At 57.2% G+C, this 18,098-nt stretch carries 23 protein-coding genes; 13 read left to right on the top strand and 10 right to left on the bottom strand.

All coding sequences use genetic code 11. From position 1 onward, the window contains the following. Positions 1–11 precede the first annotated feature (11 nt). From FJ145_19940 to FJ145_19985, 10 genes are all read left to right on the top strand, one after another. Complete coding sequence (locus tag FJ145_19940; protein MBM4263683.1) at positions 12–533, top strand: sulfopyruvate decarboxylase; 522 nt, start codon at positions 12–14, stop codon at positions 531–533. Positions 534–544: 11 nt separating this feature from the next. Then, the gene (locus FJ145_19945) at positions 545–1,150 is read left to right on the top strand and encodes a thiamine pyrophosphate-binding protein (GenBank protein MBM4263684.1); all 606 of its coding nucleotides are present in this window, start codon (positions 545–547) and stop codon (positions 1,148–1,150) included. Between the two features lie 7 nt (positions 1,151–1,157). Continuing rightward, positions 1,158–2,174 carry an LLM class flavin-dependent oxidoreductase gene (locus FJ145_19950; GenBank protein ID MBM4263685.1) on the top strand — a complete coding sequence of 339 codons (1,017 nt, stop codon included), beginning with the start codon at positions 1,158–1,160 and terminating at the stop codon, positions 2,172–2,174. Between the two features lie 17 nt (positions 2,175–2,191). Further along, on the top strand, positions 2,192–2,593 hold the full coding sequence (locus FJ145_19955; protein ID MBM4263686.1) for a RidA family protein: 402 nt from the start codon (positions 2,192–2,194) through the stop codon (positions 2,591–2,593). A 186-nt stretch (positions 2,594–2,779) separates the two neighbouring features. Further along, a complete protein-coding gene (locus tag FJ145_19960; protein ID MBM4263687.1) occupies positions 2,780–2,986 on the top strand; it encodes a hypothetical protein in 207 nt (68 codons plus the stop codon). A 106-nt stretch (positions 2,987–3,092) separates the two neighbouring features. Continuing rightward, positions 3,093–3,287: a DNA-directed RNA polymerase subunit omega gene (locus FJ145_19965; GenBank protein MBM4263688.1), complete on the top strand. Its 195-nt coding sequence runs from the start codon at positions 3,093–3,095 to the stop codon at positions 3,285–3,287. A 128-nt stretch (positions 3,288–3,415) separates the two neighbouring features. Further along, positions 3,416–4,375 carry a sigma-70 family RNA polymerase sigma factor gene (locus tag FJ145_19970; GenBank protein MBM4263689.1) on the top strand — a complete coding sequence of 320 codons (960 nt, stop codon included), beginning with the start codon at positions 3,416–3,418 and terminating at the stop codon, positions 4,373–4,375. Between the two features lie 129 nt (positions 4,376–4,504). Continuing rightward, positions 4,505–4,957 carry a hypothetical protein gene (locus FJ145_19975; GenBank protein MBM4263690.1) on the top strand — a complete coding sequence of 151 codons (453 nt, stop codon included), beginning with the start codon at positions 4,505–4,507 and terminating at the stop codon, positions 4,955–4,957. 1 nt (position 4,958) lies between these two features. Beyond that, positions 4,959–5,813, top strand: coding sequence for a xanthine dehydrogenase family protein subunit M (locus FJ145_19980; protein MBM4263691.1), 855 nt, complete (start codon positions 4,959–4,961; stop codon positions 5,811–5,813). A 31-nt stretch (positions 5,814–5,844) separates the two neighbouring features. Further along, positions 5,845–6,321: a (2Fe-2S)-binding protein gene (locus tag FJ145_19985; GenBank protein MBM4263692.1), complete on the top strand. Its 477-nt coding sequence runs from the start codon at positions 5,845–5,847 to the stop codon at positions 6,319–6,321. A 115-nt stretch (positions 6,322–6,436) separates the two neighbouring features. On the opposite strand, the gene FJ145_19990 is transcribed toward FJ145_19985, so the two are convergent. The 6 genes from FJ145_19990 to FJ145_20015 all read right to left on the bottom strand — a co-directional run bounded on the left by FJ145_19990 (position 6,437) and on the right by FJ145_20015 (position 12,153). Next, positions 6,437–7,858: a UbiD family decarboxylase gene (locus tag FJ145_19990; GenBank protein MBM4263693.1), complete on the bottom strand. Its 1,422-nt coding sequence runs from the start codon at positions 7,856–7,858 to the stop codon at positions 6,437–6,439. A 173-nt stretch (positions 7,859–8,031) separates the two neighbouring features. After that, entirely contained in the window at positions 8,032–8,955 is a 924-nt protein-coding gene (locus FJ145_19995) for an ABC transporter permease (protein MBM4263694.1), read from the bottom strand. A gap of 2 nt (positions 8,956–8,957) precedes the next feature. Further along, on the bottom strand, positions 8,958–9,890 hold the full coding sequence (locus FJ145_20000) for an ABC transporter ATP-binding protein (protein ID MBM4263695.1): 933 nt from the start codon (positions 9,888–9,890) through the stop codon (positions 8,958–8,960). After that, positions 9,887–11,206 (bottom strand): hypothetical protein, encoded by a 1,320-nt coding sequence (locus tag FJ145_20005; GenBank protein ID MBM4263696.1) that lies wholly within the window; start codon positions 11,204–11,206, stop codon positions 9,887–9,889. Before FJ145_20005 ends, FJ145_20000 begins: the two co-directional genes overlap by 4 nt. Positions 11,207–11,259: 53 nt before the next feature. Then, entirely contained in the window at positions 11,260–11,712 is a 453-nt protein-coding gene (gene trmL / locus FJ145_20010; GenBank protein MBM4263697.1) for a tRNA (uridine(34)/cytosine(34)/5-carboxymethylaminomethyluridine(34)-2'-O)-methyltransferase TrmL, read from the bottom strand. A gap of 3 nt (positions 11,713–11,715) precedes the next feature. After that, the gene (locus tag FJ145_20015) at positions 11,716–12,153 is read right to left on the bottom strand and encodes a D-tyrosyl-tRNA(Tyr) deacylase (GenBank protein ID MBM4263698.1); all 438 of its coding nucleotides are present in this window, start codon (positions 12,151–12,153) and stop codon (positions 11,716–11,718) included. Between the two features lie 61 nt (positions 12,154–12,214). Between FJ145_20015 and FJ145_20020 the strand changes: the two genes are divergently transcribed. From FJ145_20020 to FJ145_20030, 3 genes are all read left to right on the top strand, one after another. Next, complete coding sequence (locus FJ145_20020; protein MBM4263699.1) at positions 12,215–12,919, top strand: hypothetical protein; 705 nt, start codon at positions 12,215–12,217, stop codon at positions 12,917–12,919. Between the two features lie 37 nt (positions 12,920–12,956). Next, positions 12,957–13,739, top strand: coding sequence for a prolipoprotein diacylglyceryl transferase (locus FJ145_20025; GenBank protein ID MBM4263700.1), 783 nt, complete (start codon positions 12,957–12,959; stop codon positions 13,737–13,739). 508 nt (positions 13,740–14,247) lie between these two features. Next, positions 14,248–14,835, top strand: coding sequence for a hypothetical protein (locus FJ145_20030; protein ID MBM4263701.1), 588 nt, complete (start codon positions 14,248–14,250; stop codon positions 14,833–14,835). A gap of 42 nt (positions 14,836–14,877) precedes the next feature. Here the strand turns inward: FJ145_20030 and FJ145_20035 are convergent, their stop codons facing one another. Genes FJ145_20035 through FJ145_20050 form a run of 4 tightly spaced genes read right to left on the bottom strand, consistent with a single transcriptional unit; the run spans position 14,878 to position 18,077 of the window. Then, on the bottom strand, positions 14,878–15,246 hold the full coding sequence (locus FJ145_20035) for a hypothetical protein (GenBank protein ID MBM4263702.1): 369 nt from the start codon (positions 15,244–15,246) through the stop codon (positions 14,878–14,880). A gap of 1 nt (position 15,247) precedes the next feature. Then, on the bottom strand, positions 15,248–15,607 hold the full coding sequence (locus tag FJ145_20040) for a hypothetical protein (GenBank protein ID MBM4263703.1): 360 nt from the start codon (positions 15,605–15,607) through the stop codon (positions 15,248–15,250). 26 nt (positions 15,608–15,633) lie between these two features. Further along, a complete protein-coding gene (locus FJ145_20045; protein ID MBM4263704.1) occupies positions 15,634–16,623 on the bottom strand; it encodes a hypothetical protein in 990 nt (329 codons plus the stop codon). An 8-nt stretch (positions 16,624–16,631) separates the two neighbouring features. Next, complete coding sequence (locus FJ145_20050; GenBank protein ID MBM4263705.1) at positions 16,632–18,077, bottom strand: hypothetical protein; 1,446 nt, start codon at positions 18,075–18,077, stop codon at positions 16,632–16,634. Positions 18,078–18,098 lie beyond the last annotated feature (21 nt).

Here is an 18,098-nt window from a genome sequence, read left to right on the forward strand (position 1 = left end):
AAGGAAATTTCGTGAGCGCGGAAAGCGCAGCCAAAACAATCGTCAGCGGGTTGAAAGGCGCAGGCATCAGTCTGATTGCCACGTTGCCCGATATCAATCTGTCCCAGCTGCTGCACGAAGTGGAGGAAGACCGCGACGTTATTCACGTGCCGCTGTGCCGCGAGGAAGAGGGCATTGGCATCTGCGCCGGCGCTTATCTGGTCGGTAAGAAGTGTGCGGCGATCATGCAAAACGGCGGGTTTTTCAATAGCAATAACGCGATTGTCAGTACGCTCTTGCAATATCAGATTCCGCTGTTGCTGTTGATTTACTACGCCGGCGACATCGGCGACCGCACCTTTGCCACCAGCGGCAGCATGACCGAGCCCGTGCTTCAGGCTTTGGGTATCCGCTACTACATCATGCGCGATCCGGACGACGCGCCGGAGCTGATCAAACGGGCACAGATTCTGACGGAAGACGCCAAGCGTCCGGTGGCGTTGTTGTTGACCAAGGAAGTTTTGGGGCGGCGCTCGGTTCTGAAGTCGCTATAGCAGGAACATTTGTGAAACGGTTTGATTGTCTCAAAGCAGTCGCTGCAGAGGCGCAAGACGCCTTAGTCGTTAGCTCGGCAGGCGCGATGACACTGGAGTGGAACGCGCTGCACCCCAGCGACGGCAATTTTCGCGTGCGCACCCTTGGGCTGTGTTCGTCGATTGCCCTGGGCATGGCGTTAGGGCTTCCGCATCGCAAAGTGATCGCCCTCGACGGCGACGGTTCGTTGTTGATGAATCTCTGTTCGCTGCCAACCGTCGCGCGCATGAAGCCAAAGAATCTCGTTCATATCGTCTTCGACAACGAGGTCTATGAAGCTTCAGGCAGTAAAAAGACCGCCACCGGCTGCGGCACCGACTTGGTCGGCATCGCCCGCGCCGCTGGCATTGAAAATTCTTTTTGGGCTGAATCGGTCGATTCATTCGCCAAGCTGGTTAGGGACGCGGTGGCGGGCAATGCCGGCACGTTTATCGGCGCCAAGGTGACCGCCGAAAGAGTCGATGTGGCGCCGTTTCCCCTCGACGAAGTCGAAAACAAATATCGCTTCATTCGCCACGTCGAAAAGACCGAGAATATAAAAGTCTTTTCCACCGCCTTGCCGGCGAGCTACGTCTGATTAGTCCATGAAGATCGACATCGAGTTTAACTCCGGCGCGCAGCTTCCGATGGATGCCATTCCCGAGCTGGCGCGTTTGGCCGAGCAGCATGGCTTTGGCTGCGCCTGGGGCGGTGAGGCGAATAATAAAGACCCGACGGTGATGTTGAGCGCGGTGGCGGCGGTGACGAGCCGCATGAAAATCGGCTCAGCGGTCTATCACATTCTCGGCCGCACGCCGGCGACGTTGGCCCTGCAAGCGGTCGGTCTCGACGAGCTTTCGCGCGGGCGCTTCTTGCTCGGCGTCGGCTCTTCCAATCCAACGATTGCGCGTTGGCATGGGCTGACCATGGATCATCCGCTCGGGCGCATTCAGGAGTACTTGGAAATCGTCCGGCGCGCTATGCGCGGCGAGAAGCTCGATTTTGACGGCCAATACTTCTCGTCCCATGCGTTCAAGATGGCTTTCAAGCCGAGCAAAAATCCCATACCCGTCTACCTCGCTGCGTTCGGTCCGCAAATGACCAAGCTTGCCGGTCGTATCACTGACGGCGTGTTGATCAACATGGCCAATCCTGCCGAGATTCGTCGCATCGCCGATGCGGTGCGCGAGGGCGGCAAAGAGGTGGGCAAGGACCCGGCGCAGATGGAGATCATCTGCAAGATTCGCTGCTCGATTGCGCCAACCTATGCGGCGGCGCGCGACGCGTTGAGCCATGCGTTGACCTATTACGCGCTGGCGGATTATTATCGCGATCTTTTGGGGCGCATGGGTTTCCAAGCCGAAGTGGAAGCGATGCGCGCGGCATGGAAGAGCGGTGGTTTTCATGAAGCGCGCAAGCTGATTACGGACAAACTCTTCAACAGTTTGCCGATGGCGGCGGCGACTTCTGCCGAGGAAGTTGTGGCACAGATCAAGCCCTATCAAGAAGCGGGAGCGACGCGGGTGATTCTGCCGTACGTGGCGGCATCCGATGACATAGTTGGTGAGCTTAAGAATTTTATCGAGTACTGGAGTCCGGCAACCACTGGTCTCAACGGATAGCAGGAGTAAAAGCAGCAATGCCTTTCGAGTTGATCAATCCCAATGGCCTGGAGAAGCCGGTCGGTTACGCCCACGTCGCCAAGATCACCGGCGGCACGGTGGTCCATATTGCCGGCCAGGCGCCCTTCGACGAAAACGGCCAGGTGGTCGGAAAGGGCGATTTTGTTGCGCAATTCGACCGCGTGATGCGCAACTTGAAAACCGCCATCGAAGCGGTGGGCGGGCGGCCCAATCAATACGCAGTTTTGACGATTTACGTTACGCAGCTAGAAGCCTATTGGAACAATACCAAACCGCTCGGCAGCTCCTATCGCGCGGTCTTTGGCAAGTTCTTTCCCGCCATAACTCTCGTCGAAGTGAAGCGGCTGTACAATCCTGATTGCATGATTGAGATTTCCGGTATCGCCGTGATCGACTGATTGTGGGAATTTCCCTGCGCAGGTTGTCAGTTTTTTGAGCGCAGGTGCCAAAGGATCAGCAGAGCTACCGGCTGGGGGAATATTGGAACCCCCCAATATACCGCGATTTTGCCCTTTCAAGCTGTTGGCATGTTGCTTGCTGTTATGTTTCTGCAGCAGGTTATTCACTAAGCACGGCGAAAACTTATGCGGCAGACTCCAGCAATCGACACTGATTTGAATCACGATCAAGACTTCCTTGAGTCGGTCTCCGAGGAAGAGATCATCTATCTTTGGCGCTCCATTAAGGGTCATGGGCTGTCTGAGGACGAGGCTTGGCAAGCGATTGTCACCGGCATCGCATTGGATATGGCCTTTGCTAAGCCGCGCGCCGCTCGAGAAATCGAGCATTAATTCCCCCGTTTACTGTTTCCCACCTCCAATCGCGGCAGATCGTTCGTTGACTGCCTCGGCGAAATTTGGTTTTATATTCATTAAAGTCATAAAAGGGGAGCGTGCAATGTCGCGTATTACCGTGGAAGATTGCTTAAAGAACGTGAACAACCGTTTTGAGCTCGTGATGCTGGCATCGAAGCGCGCGCGCCAGCTCTTCAAGGGCGCCAAGCCGCTGATCGAATCCGACAACCGTGAAGTTGTCGTGGCGCTGCGCGAGATCGCTGACGGGAAAGTGCGCAAGGTTGCCAATTCGTTATAGGTTGTTCCACCCAATTTTTTGCCGCCGAAATTTCGATAGGCGGTCATTCTCTCAATTTTTGGTCCTAAACGGTTGTTGCGTCCTTCGCAATCCTTCTTTCTTTGGCAAACTTGGGTTAGGCAGGGCTAATGGCCGAAGAAGATAAAGACCTCCAGGAAGACATCTCCGCCCTCACGGCAGAGCTTTCCAAAGATCTTGTCAACGATGAGGAGCCGCAAGAGGGCGCCAAAGCGCTGGTTCCCTATGATCCGCTGCAGCGCTACCTCGCGGAGATTCGCCGATTTCCGCTTTTGAGCCGAGAGGAAGAACACAAACTCGCCGTGCAGTACAAAGAATACGGCGATCTGGAAGCGGCTTACAAATTGGTCACCGGCAACCTGCGCTTGGTGGTGATGATCGCGCGGGAATATCAGAAGGCGCTGAAAAATCTTTTGGACCTCATTCAAGAAGGCAATATGGGGTTGATGGAGGCGGTGAAGAACTTCGACCCCTATCGCGGCGTGCGCTTCCCGTCCTATGCGGTCTGGTGGATTCGCGCCTACATGATTCGTTACATAATGAGTGATTGGCGCATGGTGAAGATTGGCACCACCCAGGCGCAGCGCAAGCTGTTTTTTAATTTGCAAAAAGAAAAAGAAAAGCTCGAAGCCGAAGGCATCACCCCTGGCCCAAAGCTGCTCGCGCAACGCTTGAACGTCAAGGAAGACGAAGTCGTCGAGATGGAACAGCGGCTGGCGAGCCGGGACTTATCGGTCGACGTGCCGATTGGCAACGACGATGAAGCGACGCTGCTGCATTTTTTGCCTGACGACAAACAGACCCCCGAGGAGCAGTTTGCGGAAACGCAGTACCAGCAGCTGTTACGTGAAAAGATGGAGACTTTCGCGAAATCGCTCAAGGACAAAGAATTGGTGATCTACCGTGAGCGGCTGCTTAACGAAGATCCCTTAACGTTGCGCGAGATCGGCGAGAAATACAGTATCAGCCGCGAGCGCGTGCGTCAGATTGAAGAACGAGTCAAGAAAAAGCTCAAAATCTATCTGAGCAAAGAGCTGAAAGACGTCAAAGACGCTGCCGGCCTGAGCTAACCTATAATTCGCTATCTCCGCGCGCCTCTCCCGGTGCGCAGCACCCATCGAGCCCGCTAAAAAACGCGAATTCCCTTGCCTGTTTGGCAAGCTTCTGATAGCAAAAAATGATCAAGCAAGGAGTCACCGTTGCAGTTCGAAAAATCCGTCGATATTCACGCATCTAAAGAAAAAGTCTGGAGCTTCATTTGGGACGTCGATCGTTTTATCGCCTGCGTCCCCGGTTGCAAAGAGGCGAAGACCGTTGAAGCCGGCAAGCGCTACGCGGCCACGATGGTGGAGAAGGTCGGACCCTTCAAAGTGGAATTCCCGACGACCATCGAAGTCCTGGAACGTGAGGAACTGTCGCGCATCAAGGCGCAAGCGTCGGGTGCGGATAACAAGATCGGCAGCCGCATGAAGATCGATTTAGACGTCCGTCTGCAAGGGGACACTGACAAGACCACACTCAGTTTCACCGCGGGTGTCGATATTCTCGGTAAACTCGCCGCACTAGGGCACGGCATTATCAAGCGCAAAGCCGATCAGGTGCTCGATGAGTTTGCTCAAGCGGTAAAAAAGCAATTAGAAGGAGATTCCTAGAATGCTGCGACGTTTCCGCTTAGAGGAGCCGGGTAGCGTAAGCGAAGCCACCGAGCTATTGGGGCGCTTTGGTGAGTCTGCCAAAGTCTACGCCGGTGGGACCGAATTGTTGTTGGCGATGAAAGAGGGCCTGGTTCAATATGAACGGCTGGTCAACATCAAAAAACTTCGCTTGAACGAAGTGGCGCGCGATAACGGCGCGATCCGCATCGGTGCGCTTTGTACCCATCATCAGCTGGAGCAGTCGGCGCTGCTGCAGCAAACCCTGCCGGCACTGGTCAAACTTGAAAACAACGTTGCCAACGTGCGCGTGCGCCAAGCCGGCACTCTCGGCGGCAATCTATGCTTTGCCGAGCCGCATGCGGACCCAGGCACTTTGCTGATGGCTCTCGATGCGAAGATGATCGCCGAGAAGGGTGGTTCCAAGCGCGCCATCGCGGCGCAGGATTTTCTCGTCGACGCCTATGAAACATCGCTCGGCGCCGACGAATTGCTCACCGCCATCGAGGTGCCGGTGCCGGCACCCCGCTCGGGAATCGCCTATTTGAAGTTCGGCTATTTGGAACGACCCAGTGTCGGTGTCGCCGTGGCGATCACGGTCAACGGCGGTACTGTGAGCCAGGCGCGAGTTGCGGTCGGTTGCGCCGGCCCGGCGCCCAAGCGCGTCGCCGAGGCCGAAGCGCTGCTGCAAGGCAAGAGCACCGATGAGGCGACGCGCAATCTCGCGCGGGCTGGAGAGATTGCCGGCAAAGCGTCGCAAGCGATTAGCGATCTGCACGGCTCGCAGGATTACAAAGAACACATTGTCGGCGTGCTGCTCAAGCGCGCGTTCCAGGCCGCTCTAGCTCAGTGTTAAGTTTCCGGGAGTTAATCTAATGTCTAAGGCGATGTCTCAAACCATTCCGATTTCCTTCACTCTCAATGGCCGCTTGCAAGAACTTGAAGTCGAGCCCCACGAGCTGTTGCTCGACGTCGTGCGCGACCGTTTGGGCATGACCGGGGCGAAGCGTTCGTGCGACGTGCAAGTGTGCGGCGCGTGCACCATCCTCGTGGACGGCCGACCGCTCAGCGCCTGCACGACCTTGGCGTTCGAAGTGCGCGGCAAATCGGTATTGACCATCGAAGGTTTGGCCGACGACGGCAAGCTGCATCCGCTGCAGGAAGCTTTTATCGAGCACGGCGGCTTTCAATGCGGCTTTTGCACACCCGGGATGATCCTGGCTTCCAAGGCGCTGCTGGATGAGAACCCCAGTCCCACCGAAGAATATCTCAAACATTTCATGCACGGCAATATTTGCCGCTGCACCGGCTATAAGAAGATCATCGAATCGATCATGGCGGCGGCCAAGAAGATGCGCGCTTAGCGCAGCTTCTTAGATTCCAAATTACAGATTCCATATTCCAGATTATCGGATCGGCATAGCCTGGCAATCTGGAATCTTGATTTTGGAATCTGGAATGGACTAACCCCTATGGCGCTTAGTCCTCGATGCCGTACTCGTGCCAGCGGGTCGCCACTATCTCCAGGTGTTCTTTGGGCGGCAAGGAGATTGCCGGATATTTATGTTTGCGCGTGGCGTCGATACCGATGCGCGAGCCGACGTAGCGGCTCGGGTGATGTTGCACGACGTCGGCCGGCGCCTGCGACGGGTCGAGGCCGACAGCCTGCACGTCCCGCTCGATGTAGACATCTTGCGCCGGCCGCACATGCCAGCTGAGCGCCCAGTCGACTGCGAAGTCGTCCCAGACGTCGATGTCGTCGTCGACAACGACCGTAAGCTTGCCGAAGCCGGTGCGTTGTGACCAGGCGCCGTACATGAGCTGGCGCACTTGGCCGTCGAATTGTTTTTTGAGTGAAATAACGAGATAGGCGCCGCTGCCGCCGGCTTCTTTCAAACGCAAGTCCTTGATCGGAATGCGCAGCGTGTCTTTCAAATGTTTAAACAGCGGCCACTCGCGGCCGATGCCGCGGATGCAGCTCGACTCCGACGGCGGCATCTGGCTGATGAACGCTTGATAGAGCGGCTTGTTGCGAAAGGTCATACATTTGATGTTGAAGAACGGCTCGTTCCCCGCCGGACCCATGTAGCCGGTGTATTCGCCAAACGGACCCTCGGGCTCGACGGCGTTGGGTGGAATCTCGCCTTCAAGAACAATTTCTGCAGTTGCGGGCACTTCCAAAGGAATCGTCTCGCAGGGCACTAAATCGACCGGCTGGCCGCGCAGCGCACCGGCGACGGCGAACTCATCGAGGGCTTCGGAAATCTTGGACACCGACACATAGCCGATGGATGGGTCGGCACCGATCACAACCGCGCACGGCGTTGGTTGATTCTTCGCGTTGTTTTTGTAGATGTGCCAGGCCATATCCTGGCGTTTGCCGATCAACAGGCCTGTCTTGTTCTTGCTTTTGACTTGCATGCGATAGGTGCCGATGTTGCGCACGCCGGTCTCAGGGTCTTTAGTGATCAGATAGGGCGAGGTAAAAAAGGGCGCCGGATCTTCGCCGACCGTCCAGGTCGGCACCGGCAGCTTGGTAATATCCACATCATCGCCGTGCAGAATGTTTTCCTTGCAAGGCGCGGTTTTGACGATGCGCGGTTCAATCGGGTTTTCTAAGGCATGATCCCATTTGCGGTTGATGCCTTCCACCGATTCGGTCTGCAAACCCATCGCGTAGATCTCGCGCGACGCGCCGAGCACTCCAGCAACAACTGGGATGTCGTAACCTTTGACGTTTTCAAACACCAACGCCGGGCGCTTGTGCGGCGGGATTTTCTTGAAGAGCTGACGGCAAACCGCGGCAATCTCCCAATCTTTGTCGACTTCTTTGGTGACCCGTTTCAGTTTGCCATGCTTCTCCAATGTCGCGACGTACTCACGTAGATCTTGGTAAGCCATTCATTTCCTCCTTGTGACACAGGCGGGATAGATTGAAATTCTCCCGATAGTAATCAGAAGTGGTTTATATATCAACAATCCCAATGCGAAATAGTTTTGCAGAGCGTTGGCGAGTGACCGCCTGACGGGTTTGAACGCGAAACCCGAAACGCCAAACTCGAAACGGATTCCGCTCAGGCGCGAATTTCAGCGCGCATGAAGATGATATAGGAGATGCCGAAGCAGACCGCGACCAAACCGAAGATGGTCGTGATATGCGGCCAGATGAGATTCAGACTCTGCTCCAACGCGAGGGGGGTCGGCAAAATACCTTCGGCTTGGCTTTGCAGCGCCATGCCGAAAACCCGCGCCGCCGGGTTCAGCAAGATTCCAACGCTTTCATTGAACAGTGTGCTTGGCGATATGCGGCCGACGATGTTCTCGATATCCGCGCGCTTTGCCAGCGCTTCAGGGGTCGTCGCTTCGGGGACGATCAAACCGCCGATGGCGGAGCTTACGACTGCGACAAATAGTGAGAGAAACAGCCAGACCGCCATCGATGCCAGCGCCGCGGTGACAGTCTTTTGAAACAGCAATGAGAAAAGCATCGCAAGGGCGAGCCAAAAGCCAACGTAGAAAACCCCAACTGTAGTGAAGATGAGCATACGCCAGATCTCTTCGCCGTTGGGAGGAAAACCGAGCAGCGTGATGCCGAGGCCAATGACCAGCAGCAGAATTGAGCCCCATAGCACCCCGACGGTGGTCAGGCCGGCGAAAAACTTGCCGTTGATTAGGTTATCGCGATAGATGGGCTGCGAGAGCACGCGGCTCAGTGTGCCGCGGGCGTATTCGCCGGAGATCGAGTCGAAGCCGAGCGTGATACCTACGAGCGGCCCGAAAAATCCTAAGAAAGTTGCCAGGGAGAAAAGCGTCTCGCCGCTCGACGTGAGCAGCAGCAAGAAGACGTACTGCGAGGGCACGGTTTCGGTGTTCTGGCGGATCGCCTGGCCAGTGGCGTAGGTCGCCCACAGGCCGGAGAGCACGATGATGATCAACAGAATCATGAAGCGGCGGCTGCTGAAGTGATCCGCCAACTCTTTCCAAAACACCACGCTCATGGCTATGCCTCGCGAAAATATTTCAGGTAGATTTCTTCGAGGGTCGGGTCCTCGGAGCGCAACTGCAAGAGCGACAGCCCTTTGCGCGTGACCAGTCCAACGACGGCGCTGCGCACGTCTTCCGTGCAGCGCAGAAACCAGCCGTGGGTGCGCTTTTCCACTTCGTCAACACCGGCAATCGCCTGCAGCTCGCGCTCCAAGCCGTCGCTATTGCCGGCCACTTCGACAAGGAAATTCCACTGGCGACCCTTCAAGATCGCTTTGCCGAGCGCGTCCATCTCGCCATGCACAATTAGCCGGCCTTTGACGATGATGCCGACGCGGTTGCAGATCTGCTGCACCTGCTGCAATTGGTGCGACGACAACATGACCGTCAGCTTGTGCTCGCGATTCAAACCCTTGATCAATTCCAGAATGCGAATCGCGCCGTCCGGGTCGAGTCCCAGGGTCGGCTCGTCCAGAATCACGGCCGAGGGTTTTTTCACCAGCACCTCGGCGATGCCGAGCCGCTGCTTCATGCCGCGGGAGAACTCGCGCACCAAGCGTCGGCCGTCGTCGGACAGGCCGACCTGTTCGAGAACTTCAGCGGTGCGCCGACGCGCTTCCTGCTCGGGGATCCGATTCAAGCGCGCCATATAGAGCAAGTTCTCCCGCGCGCTGATGTCGTCGTAGAAGCCGGGGTTTTCCGGCAGGTAGCCGACGCGTTTTTTGACTTCGAGGGAATCGCGGGTCGGGTTGAAGCCGCAGACCGCCACTTGACCGGAAGTCGGCTCGGTCAGACCCAGGAGCATCAAGATCGTGGTGGTCTTGCCAGCACCGTTGGGTCCCAAAAAACCGAACACCTCACCTTCGTCCACGGTGAGGTTCAGCGCGTTGACCGCAAGTTTCTCGCGGTAGCGCTTGGTCAAGTTTTTGGTGTCGACAACGGCGCTCATCGGCGGCCCAAGCGGAAGAAAACCAAGCCCAATCCGAGCACGACCAAACCGACGATACCAAAACCGATCCAGCCCCAAATCGTCGGGGTCGATACCGTGACGCGGAACTCTGCCGATTTGGTCACATCGGCGGCGTTGGCTGTCAGTGTTAGCAGATAGTCACCGGCGATGGTCCGGTCCGGCGCGAGAATCTCCATTTTGATTTCGCGCACCTCGCCGGGATTCAAAGCATCGATCTTGTCCGGCTTGAATTCGACGGTCCACTTGTCATTTGGCTTCTTGGTAACGAAAGCCAAGTTGCGAATCGGCGCAGTGCCGGCGTTGCCAACCAGAAAATCGATGGGCGCCTTCTTGCCGGCGGTGACCGAGCTGTTGAGCGTGCCGCTTGCGGTGCCCATTTTTAGATCCGCCGCGCCTTTGACGCTGACTTTGACCGTGGTGTTGGCCTCGAAAGCGCCCGATCGCGCTGTGATCGTGACCGGCTGCTCCTTGGCATCCGCTTTGACCGGCGTGTCGATTTCGACGCTGAGGGTTTCAGAGCCGGATTCTTTTAGCTGGATCGACGAAAGCTGCTGATCGCCAAACTGCGGCTTGAAACGAATCGTCCAACCTTGCGGCGCTTGCGCAGCCAAATTGGTTGCCAAGGGTTTGTTGGTTTCGTTTTTCAGGTCGACGGTGAACTTTAACGTTTGCCCTGAACCAGTGCTTAGCGCCGGATATTGACTCGTGAGCTTGATGCCGCCGGTTTCGACTTTTTTCGAAGTGACACGGTAGTTGATGGTTTCACTGTAGGACGTCGACCCGTTCTTATCTTTTGCGGTGACCCGAATCGGATAGACTCCGGGTCTAGTAAACTCGGGAATCTTGGCTTTGAATTCGAGGGTTGTGGATTTGTTGGTATTTTGGTCGCCGCCCGGTACTTGAACTGAGCGGATGGGAAAGCTCGGATAGCGCGAATTGAAGTTTACGTCCCAACCACCGGGCACTCCCTCAATGGTAAGGCTTATCTCAACCGGCTCTTTGGTCCGGTTGACGACTTCGGCATCCATGGTGGCTTCTTGCCCCTGGCCGACGGTTAGATCCTTAAATGGCAGGATCAAATTGAATGTCGCGGAACCGGGTGTGCTTTCGGCTCCGAAGCCCAACGGAATGGCTGCTGACAACAAGAATGTCGCCAATAGCAGCATAAACTTGGGCATGCGCGATGCATTTACCCGGACCCTCATATCGACCCCCCTCAGGCAAGAAATTTGGTAGCCATAGATAATCATTCTAACTCGCAGCGTCAAGGCCTTTTTGGTAATTACCTGGCGCATGCGAGCAGAATTTATTCCAATATTTCCCGTAGCTTGCTCCCCGCTGTGCAGTTCTATGTCAGCCCCAGTTGACGCAATCCTTCATAGAGCACGATGGAGACAGCGTTGGATAAGTTGAGGCTGCGCACTCCTGTCCCCAGCATCGGGATCCGATAACATCTCGCTCGGTTGGCCGACATCAGCGCCTCAGGTAGTCCACGGGTCTCGGGGCCGAAGACGAGATAGTCATCGTGCTCGTAACGAACTTCGGTGTACGCAGAGATCGCCTTCTTGGAGAAGTACAACAGCTTCTGCGGCGCTTGACGGGCGATGAAGTCTTCCCACGATTTATGCACATGCAAATCGACAAACTCCCAGTAGTCCAAGCCGGCGCGTTTCAAGTGCTTGTCGTCGATCTTGAAGCCCAGCGGCTCGATCAGGTGCAGCGGGGTTAGCGTGGCAGCACACAGGCGCGCAACGCTGCCGGTGTTGGGCGGGATCTCGGGTTCGTAGAGGACGACGTGCATAGCTTAAGAATCGAGCACTAACGTCACCGGTCCATCGTTGACAAGGGAGAGTTTCATGTCGGCGCCGAAGCGGCCGGTCGCCACAGCAAGGCCGGCGGCGCGAAGACGGGCAATAAATTGCTCATAAAGGGGAATTGCGCGGGCCGGCTCGGCGGCATCGGTAAAAGACGGCCGATTGCCCTTGCGCCCATCGCCGTAAACAGTGAATTGTGATACCACCAAAATTTCGCCGCCGATATCGTTCACCGATCGATTCATCTTGCCTTGGTCGTCAGCGAAGATTCGTAGATTGCCAATCTTTTCAGCCAGCCAATGGGCCCGCTCCGGCGTATCTTGTTTGTGCACGCCGAGAAGCACGCAAAGCCCGGCGCCAATCTTGCCGGTGACTTCGGCATCGACGACGACCTGAGCTTCGCTAACTCTTTGAATCACAGCGCGCACGTTGGCTTTACGAGACAAGGCTTTTTGTTAACAGAGAAACATGGCACAAACAATCAAACCCATGAGACGTGCAATATTTGCTGGGATTGTTGTTTTGGTGACTTTGGCGGCGGCCGCGCCCTTCGCGCGAGCCGGTGACAGCGGTCAGCTCAGCGGCCGCGTGATTGTCACCGGGACATGGGCGCGGCCCAAACCGCACCCGGTATTTAAGAATCGGTCGTTTTGCGGCGCCAACGTCGCAAATGAAACTTTCCAAATCGACCATGACGGGGGGTTGCGCAACGCAGCCGTTATCATGCAGCCGGTGACGCACGCGCCAGTCGTGCCCGCACAGATCTCACTGGATAACCAAAATTGTGCCTTTGTGCCGCATGTTCAGATCGCGCCGGTGGGTAGTGAATTGTTGCTCAAGAACAGCGATCCGATCTTGCATACGGTGCACGCCCGCATGGGGCGCGAGACGTTGTTCAATGTCGGCTTGCCAAAGTGGCGCCGGGTTACTAAATCGTTGACGAGAGTGGGCATCGTGCGCGTCGATTGCGACGTGCTGCATACCTGGATGAGCGCAGCGATTGTGGTTGTCGCGACGCCGTACCATGGGCTTACTGATGGCCGTGGTGAATTTCATATTCCAATGGTGCCAGTAGGGGAGTACCGCGTCGATATCTGGCATGAAAAGTTAGGGTCCCAATCGACCCGCGTCGTGATTGCGCCGGGAGTCACGGCTGTCTTGGAAGTGGTTTACCGCGCCAACGCAGCTCCGTGAGTGCAATTGCACCGACCATCTGTTATCTTTCAGCTCAATGTACCCAATTGTCTTTCAACTCGGTCCGATTACGATTTACAGCTTTGGCGCGTTCATGGCCTTGGCTGCGATGGCAGGCGCATGGGTCGCGTCGGCGGAACTTAAACAGCGTCGCTACAATCCAGAGCTGGCTTCGACGATGGTATTCGCCGCCGCAATCGGCGGCCTGGTCGGCGCGCGGCTCTTGTTCGTTCTCGAAGACTGGAACAACTTTCTCGCCGCGCCGCTCAATTATGTTTTCACCGGCGCGGGATTTACCTGGTATGGCGGTTTTCTCGGTGGCACCTTGGCGGTTAGCTGGGTGGTCAAGACAAATAATATCCCTTGGCTGGTCGGCGCCGACATCGTCGCGCCGGCGCTGGCGCTGGCATACGGAGTAGGTCGGCTCGGCTGTCACTTCGCCGGCGACGGCGATTGGGGCAGTGTCACCGACGTGCCGTGGGGCGTGGCCTACACCAAGGCGATTGTCGGATGGGCCGATCCCAATACCGGAATTCCATACGCGCCCGGCGTGCGGGTCCATCCGACGCCGCTCTACGAATTTGCCGGCGGTGTGTTGGCTTTTGCTATTCTTTGGTCGCTCAGAAATAAAGACTATGCGCCGGGTACGCTCGGCTGGTTGTATCTATTCCTCACCGGTGCGGCGCGGCTCTTGGTCGAGTTCTGGCGCATCAATCCGGTGGCGGCTTTCGGTCTGTCGCAAGCGCAGCTCTTCAGTCTGGCTTTTATGTTGCTTGGGATCATCCTTCTGATGACGCGGCCGATCAGAACAAGCTCTTGAAATGGGCTAGATGGGAGAGTTAATGTTAGTGAAAGTGAGCTTGCATCGGTTATCAATCTTCACTAGCGCGGTGGTTCTGTTTGCGGTCACCGTGGGTTTTGCCGTGGCCAATTGCCAAGCGCTTGGGCTATTAGAGCAGAGCCGTGAGCCAGCCGCTGCCCATGCGCACGACGGCCACGACCACGAACACCATTCTGAGGGCGGGCCAGCGGTTCACTGCCCCAATCCGTTCGAACATTTCGTTCTGTCCCGGTCCTTCGCCCCTAGTTACCAGCAACATGAATATTTCTTTGCACCCGTGGCACGCGTCGTAGCTGGCGGCGAGTTTCATCCACTCTGTCCCTCTGGGCGCGGTCCGCCGGGAGTTCTAGCCGATTCCATCCCTAGCTACCTTTTCCTCTCCGTGCTGCGCATCTAGCGCGGCCCCCGTCGCTGCAGCTTTGGTTTTTCCCAACGGTCAGTAAGGCTCGGTTTCCGAGCTGGCAAACTGTTTACAAGTGGAGACCCCGTGCAGGTTTTACCCGTGGTCGGAGTTTTTTCGCTGGTGCTGTCGTTTGTCGCGCCGACGCCATTCGCGGCTGAGCGTTCCATCGCCATGGTCAACGGCTACTGTTACGGCGGCGCCTTCGTCTCGCTGGCCGCCTGCGACATTGTCATCGCCGCCGACAACGCGACATTTGGTCTGTCGGAAGTAAACTGGGGCATCATCCCCGGCGGCAACGTCAGCAAAGTCTTCGGCGACATGTGCTCCTATCGCAATGCGCTTTTCTATGCGATGACCGGCCGCACCATCGATGGCAAAAAAGCCGTGGAGCTGGGCATTGCGACCCTGTCAGTGGCGCCGGAGAAACTGCGCGCGGAAACGATCGAGATCGCGCGCGAGCTAATGGCGAAGGCACCGACGGTGTTGGCCTACACCAAGCAGGCGATCAAAGCGGTGCGCGGCATGAACATGGACCAGGCTTACGAGTATCTCGGCGCCAAGAGCATGGCGCTGCGCGCCGCCGATCCGGAAAAAACCCGGGAGCGCGACATGAAAGAGTTTCTCGACGAGAAGAAATATCGGCCGGGCTTAGAACCAGTCAAAAGAAGTTAAAAATAATGAATTAAAAACATTGCGCGAAGCGGTCCGGCTTTTTTAGTTTTTCATTTTTGATTTTGCATTGCGCTTCGCGCACATGTGGCCAAAGCCGATGGTGAGTAGGCCGAGGATCAGGTGAACGACCTCAATGATCCAATGGTTGGGGCCGACCATCAGCGTCATTTGATGTATGCCAAGGAAGAGGGTTGCTAGGCCGATGATGAACGCGATGATCGCCAGCGGCCAACTGCCGCCGCCAAGCGCCTGGGCGAAGCCGCCGACCCACAGCGCGACCACGGCGATGATGCCCAAAAGCATGTGCATGGAGATGAGATGCAAGGCGTTGCCGGTCCAAAATAGCAGGCCGAGAATCAACGCGAGCACGCCGGTAAGCGTTAATAGAAGAGTCGCGTAACGGATGACCATTTTAGCCACCCATGCGCGCGTACTCGCAGCGCGGGCACGGTTGGCCCACCAAGACGGGCCAGGTGCAGTCGGCGCAAAGCGTCGTCGGCTCGCCGAGCAGGCCGCGCACCAGGGAGCCGCAGCGCCGGCCGCCGCAGGGACCGGTGCCGACGCCGGTGCGCTTGCTCACTTGGGCAAAGTCCTTGGCGCCGGCTTGGATCGCTTTCAACACGGTGCCTTTGCGGATCTTGTTGCAGATGCAAGCGGGTTTGAGGTTTTCGATCACCGCTTGCTGCTTGGCTTTTTGTTCTTCTTCGTTAATGGTGCGGACCCGCCTTTCGGTATGGGCGTGATCAATCACGTCCCGAGAATTATTTGCAATTTAGTTTAGCACACTGCTGAGTTAAATCACTTGTGCGCGATGACGAGAGATGAGGTCATGGGCGGCGGCAGATCGATTTGCTCGACCTTGGTCAATCCGGCTTGCTCCATCCAGATTTTGATTTCATCGAAACTGTAGCAGCGCCCGCCGTCGGTGGTGAGCAGCATCAGCATGCTAAAAATCGCGCCCACTGGCGGATGGGCACGGGTGTCGTCAAGTATATGGTCTTTGATGACGATCCGGCCGCGCGGATGCAGATTCTCCGCGAGCTTGCTCATGAGAGCGGCGTTCTTGTTGCCATTCTCGCCGTGGATAATGTTCGACAGGAAAATGACGTCGTAATTTCCCGGGATCGGGTCGCTGCGATAATCGCCGGCGACCAGCTCGATGCGGTCTGTTAGCTCAGCCGCGCGGACAAAGCGCTCGGTGATTTTCAGGGTTCCAGGCAGATCGTAGAGGGTCGCGCGCAGCAGCGGGAATGCGCGGCACAAATGAATTGGGTAGGTGGCTGGGCCGGAGCCGATGTCGAGGAGCGAGGTCACCTTTTGCCAGTCAAGCGCCTGCGCCAGGACCGCCGCGTCGCCGCGGGCTTTGACCAGCGAGTCCATCGCTTCGATGAAAATCGCGGTGGCCTGTGCGTCGTCCTGGTACATGTTCGGTACGCGCGCCGGTTTGCCGCTGCGCACGGAGTCGGCGAGTTTACTCCAGCAGTCCCAGGTTGACGATTCAAAGCGGATCATACCGCACAAGGAGTGAGGCGAGCTGCCAACGAGATATTTTTCCGCCGTCGCGCTGAGCGAATAAAGATTCTCAGTCTTTTCCAAGAGCCGCAGCGCCACGAGACTGTTGAGCAAAAGTTCGCTGGCCGCCGCGTCCGTGCGTAGGGCGGCCGCAAGTTGCTCGACGGTGAGTTGTTTGCCAGCGAGGCCATCGAAGATGCCGAGATCGACGGCGGCGTGGATGATGCGTGCTTCAGCGTGGGCGCCGATCAAACCGCTGAGTTGGGAAAAGTCCATGGGCGCGACTAGAGCCGCTCGATGATTTTGTAGCTCCGGCTCTTCGGTTTGAGCGGCGCCACTAAACCGTTCTTCACCATGTTTTTAATCTCACGGTAGGCGGTGTCGCGGTCGACCTCGGCGATGCGCTCATACTCTGCCGTGGAGAAGGTTTTGCCGTGGCAGTAGGCGTAGGCGAGCAGGCGGCGCTGGCGAAAGCTGATCTCGTTGGGGCGAAACTGGCTCAACCAGCGCAGCGTGTCTTCGTCGTAGATCGGTGTGTTGCGCAGGGTGACGACGAAGAGAAAGCCTTCGATGGCAAATTCCGGCGGGCGCAGGCCCGAGTGCTCCATTTCATCGAATATGCGCGGTATGCCTTCGCCCATTTCGCGCAGGTAGCCGAGCTCGGCGAGCACGCGGACCGTTAATGGATTACGCGAAAAATGCACGCTGCGATGTTGTTGCAGTTGTTCCAGGGTGACCGGCGGCGGCGGCGGCCCGGGGCTGCGCACTTCGATGCGGTCGTCGAACATCCAGACTTCAATCGACGCGCCGGAGATAGCGTAGTCGCGGTGCGCCACGGCGTTGACCAGCGCTTCCTGCCAAGCGAAGGTCGGATACTCCAGCCGCTCGCGAAAAAACAGGTCATGGAGAATCGTGCGCTCGCGCACATGTTCGCGAATGCGGCCGACCGCTTCGTCGATCAGCCTGACCAAAGGCGCGTCGAAGCGGATCCTTTTGACCACGTTGTGACTGGCGCCGTATTGGCGCGCGGTGCCTTCGTATTTGACGAAGTCGATGCCGCAGCGCGGATGCCAGCGGGTGGGCTCTTTGCCGAACAACAGGAGCGCGGCCAAATTGGGTGCCGCTTGGCCGCGCGAGTTGTCGAGCAGATGATAGGACTGGCTGAGGGCCACCTGCGGCTCGCGCAGCTCGTTAGTTTTTTGTGTGAAATATTCAACCACTGTCGGGTCGAGGTCTGCCCAGCGCGCGTCGGCCGGCTGCTGCCGCTCGTAGGCGACGTGGCGCTTCGATTCTTTGAGGCTCTGCACCTGCTCGGTGGGCAGGGACGGGGTTTCCGTTGCGATGCGATAATAGGAGCGACCGGCGGTGACGCGATGGGCTTCCAACGCAGCCGTGACTTCGAACTTGAGCAAAAGCAGGTTGCCGAGATGGATTTTATCCCAGGCCGGCACCAACGGCGGGGTGAGGAGCGTCTGTGAGGCGTGGATAAGGGTTTGCAGCTCGTCGCCTTCGTGCGGAATGCCGGTGATGGTCTTGTCGGGCTCGACGCCCACTAGCAACGCGCCGCCGTCGGCATTGGCCATGCCGGAAAGCACGCGGGCGATCTCCCGCGCTAGATCGTCCGGATGTTTTTTCTGGGAGGCGTTCTTGCGGAACTCGAAGGCGCTCAAGAAATCAAGAAACTGCCCGCGCTCCTGCTTTAGGAGTCTGCCGATCTCTTCACCCTGCATCGCTGCAATCCATGGAAAGTT

The organism is Deltaproteobacteria bacterium, from assembly GCA_016874755.1.
Lineage (GTDB): Bacteria > Desulfobacterota > Binatia > UBA9968 > UBA9968 > DP-20.